This is a genomic window from Shigella sp. FC1544 (assembly GCF_001722145.1).
Lineage (GTDB): Bacteria > Pseudomonadota > Gammaproteobacteria > Enterobacterales > Enterobacteriaceae > Escherichia > Escherichia coli.
The window spans coordinates 1-679 of sequence record NZ_MECT01000379.1 but is presented as its reverse complement, the minus strand read 5'-3'; the positions used below and the strand labels follow the sequence as shown (position 1 = coordinate 679).

The following is a 679-nucleotide window of genomic DNA, read 5'->3' as shown; positions in this document are numbered from 1 at the left end:
GTTTTCTGGCTTCATAAGAGTAAGTGAGCTGGAAAACACGTTTACATGAGCGACAACGGAAACGCTCATGCCGGGAACAACTACGGCCATGTCGATAAACTTCATCGGAATTACAGCGCGGACAATGAACAGTAACGGTAGTCATGGAAAACCTCAAATACCAGTAGATTACCAGAAACTTCTATCGATTGAAGACATTACCTTTTGCCGCAATAGGTGGGGTAACATTGGTGAAAACGCATTACGCCGGGTGGCAGTTGGAAAAAAATTATCTTTTTTCGGCTCTGATCGTGGTGGAGAAAATGCGGCAATAATCTAAATAGCTGCGCTTAATACCGCTACACTTTTGGGTAATGACTCCAACTTATTGATAGTGTTTTATGTTCAGATAATGCCCGATGACTTTGTCATGCAGCTCCACCGATTTTGAGAACGACAGCGACTTCCGTCCCAGCCGTGCCAGGTGCTGCCTCAGATTCAGGTTATGCCGCTCAATTCGCTGCGTATATCGCTTGCTGATTACGTGCAGCTTTCCCTTCAGGCGGGATTCATACAGTGGCCAGCCATCCGTCATCCATATCACCACGTCAAAGGGTGACAGCAAGCTCATAAGACGCCCCAGCGTCGCCATAGTGCGTTCACCGAATACGTGCGCAACAACCGTCTTCCGGAGCCTGTC

The 679-nt window shown here is 47.9% G+C and carries 1 protein-coding gene and 2 pseudogenes; 1 reads left to right on the top strand and 2 read right to left on the bottom strand.

Annotation, left to right across the window (positions count from 1 at the left end; genetic code table 11):
- Window positions 1-145 (bottom strand): IS1 family transposase (locus tag BGK49_RS16695; protein WP_305848896.1); only part of this gene is annotated, 145 nt, incomplete at its 3' end.
- A 57-nt stretch (window positions 146-202) separates the two neighbouring features.
- Between BGK49_RS16695 and BGK49_RS31170 the strand changes: the two are divergent.
- A pseudogene (locus tag BGK49_RS31170) lies at window positions 203-316 on the top strand (hypothetical protein); the annotation flags it as partial.
- 48 nt (window positions 317-364) lie between these two features.
- Here the strand turns inward: BGK49_RS31170 and BGK49_RS16685 are convergent.
- A pseudogene (locus BGK49_RS16685) lies at window positions 365-679 on the bottom strand (IS1-like element IS1B family transposase); the annotation flags it as partial.